Raw genomic sequence first — 2168 nt, 5'->3', positions numbered from 1 at the left:
CTCTTGTAATAAAGCAACACGGATTTCGAAGAATGTTGCTTTCCAACAAGGCCCCCTATGAGGATCGCCCCGATCGGCGTAAATGTCGATCGAAGCGGGCGCTGCCATGGCACCCCGTCCTGTCATCAGAGGAGGCTTGTCCCTTGCCGAAACAGTGTTTTGGAACATCGCATGTGCCGTTGTCGCCCGCCGTGCGGGCCGGCGATCTCGTCTATGTCTCGGGCCAGGTTCCCGTCGGCAGCGACGGCATCGTGGTCAAGGGCGGCATATCGGAACAGACCGAGCAGGTGCTCGCCAATATCAAGGCCGCGCTGGCGCTGGCCGGCTGCACCATGGACGATGTGGTGAAGACCACGGTCTGGCTGGAAGATGCGCGCGATTTCGGCGCCTTCAACGCGGTCTATGCCCGGCATTTCCCCAAAAACCCGCCGGCCCGCACCACGGTCGAATCGCGGCTGATGATCGATATCAAGATCGAGGTCGAGGCGGTCGCTTACCGGCCTCTGTAGGCAAAGCAACGAAGCGGAGGTGACCTCAATGCAATTCGACCTCCTGCTGAAGGGCGGACGGCTGATCGATCCGGCCGCTGGCCTCGACGCGCCGCGCGATGTCGCCATCGCCAATGGCCGCGTTGCCGCAGTCGATGCCGATATCCCGGCGGACAGCGCAGCGCAGATCGTCGATGCCGGCGGCTGCATCGTCACGCCGGGCCTGGTCGACCTGCACAGCCACGTCTATTGGGGCGGCACGTCGCTTGGCGTCGATGCCGACCGGCTGGCCGCCAAGAGCGGCACCACCACCTTCATCGATGCGGGCAGTGCCGGCGCCGGCAATTTCCTCGGCTTCCGCCGCCATGTCATGGAGCGGTCGAAGGTCCGCATCCTGGCCTATGTCAACATTTCCTTTGCCGGCATTTTCGGCTTCTCGCAGACAGTGTCGGTCGGCGAGTGCAGCGACCTCAGGCTGTGCGAGCCGCGCGAGGTGGTCGCGGCGGTGCGTGAACACCGCGATGTCGTGGTCGGCGTAAAAGTCCGCTCCGGCAAGCATGCCGGCGGCACCAGCGGCATCGCCCCGGTGGATCTGGCGCTGGAGGCCGCCGACCAGGCCGGCCTGCCGCTGATGGCGCATATAGACGAGCCGCCGCCCGGCCGCTCGGAAGTGCTGCCGCGGCTGCGCAGGGGCGACATTCTCACCCACTGCTTCCGGCCGTTTCCCAATGCGCCGGTATTTGCTTCCGGCGCGGTGCGGCCCGACATGCGGCTGGCGCGCGAGCGCGGCGTCATCTTCGACATCGGCCACGGCATGGGCTCGTTCGATTTCGCCGTTGCCCGTGCCATGCTCGAGGAAGGGCTGGCGCCCGACGTGATCTCGAGCGACGTGCATCTCTACTGCGTCGACGGGCCGGCCTTCGACATACTGGTCTGCATGTCGAAGCTGCTGGCGCTCGGCATGCCGCTGGTCGAGGTCCTGCGCGCCGCCACGCAAGCGCCGGCGCAGGCGATCGCCAGGCCTGACCTGGGCACGCTGGCGGTCGGCACCGTCGGCGATGTCGCCGTGCTCCGGCAGCGCCCGGGCCGCTTCACCTTCGTCGATGCGGTCGGCGCGTCATTGGTCGCCGACCAGAGGCTGGTGTCGGATGGCATCGTTATCGGCGGCACCTGGTGGCCGAACGAGGCGGCTGATCACAACGAGACCGAGCGTTTCGTGGCGCAGGCGTCGCATACGCATGTTGAGGTGGCCGCGAGGCATTTTGGGCATCGGCACGATTAGCTCTTGCGGTAGATGGCTACCGCCCCGAATTGCTCGGCTTCCCATAAACCGGCGTCTCAATGCGCTCCATCCGCGCCTTGATCTGCAGCGCCACATATTTCGAATAGAAGCGCGACAGCGCCAGATTGCCGCCGTGGAACCAAAGCGCTTCCTGCGCGGTCGGCTTCCACATGTTGCGCAGCTCGCCTTGCCAGGGTCCGGGGTCGCCCTTGACGCCCGAGCCAAGCCCCCAGCAGGGGCCGACCTTGTCGGCGACTTCGCGCGAGACGATCGAAGCCACCGTCTCGTTCATCGACTGATAGCCGGTGCAGGCGATGATGGCGTCGGCGGCGAGTTCACTGCCGTCCTCGAACAGGATGCCGCTCGGGGTCAGCGACTTGATGGCGACGCCGCTGCGG

General features: G+C 65.9%; 2 protein-coding genes and 1 pseudogene. 2 read left to right on the top strand and 1 reads right to left on the bottom strand.

Annotated elements, in window-relative coordinates; translation table 11 throughout:
• Nucleotides 1-143: 143 nt before the first annotated feature.
• Entirely contained in the window at nucleotides 144-509 is a 366-nt protein-coding gene (locus EN906_RS31805; protein WP_013528752.1) for a RidA family protein, read from the top strand.
• 28 nt (nucleotides 510-537) lie between these two features.
• The gene (locus tag EN906_RS31800) at nucleotides 538-1770 is read left to right on the top strand and encodes an amidohydrolase/deacetylase family metallohydrolase (protein WP_127269761.1); all 1233 of its coding nucleotides are present in this window, start codon (nucleotides 538-540) and stop codon (nucleotides 1768-1770) included.
• Nucleotides 1771-1786: 16 nt separating this feature from the next.
• Here EN906_RS31800 and EN906_RS31795 read toward each other — a convergent pair.
• Nucleotides 1787-2168, bottom strand: a pseudogene (locus EN906_RS31795) (NAD(P)/FAD-dependent oxidoreductase); the annotation flags it as partial.

This window comes from Mesorhizobium sp. M7A.F.Ca.CA.004.06.1.1, assembly GCF_003999135.1.
GTDB lineage: Bacteria > Pseudomonadota > Alphaproteobacteria > Rhizobiales > Rhizobiaceae > Mesorhizobium.
The sequence above is the reverse complement of the archived record's forward strand: the minus strand, read 5'-3'. Positions and strand labels throughout refer to the sequence as shown.

Coding starts and splice junctions, on each gene's coding strand:
- EN906_RS31800 (WP_127269761.1), top strand. CDS start 538: ATGCAATTCGACCTCCTGCTGAAGGGCGGACGGCTGATCGATCCGGCC.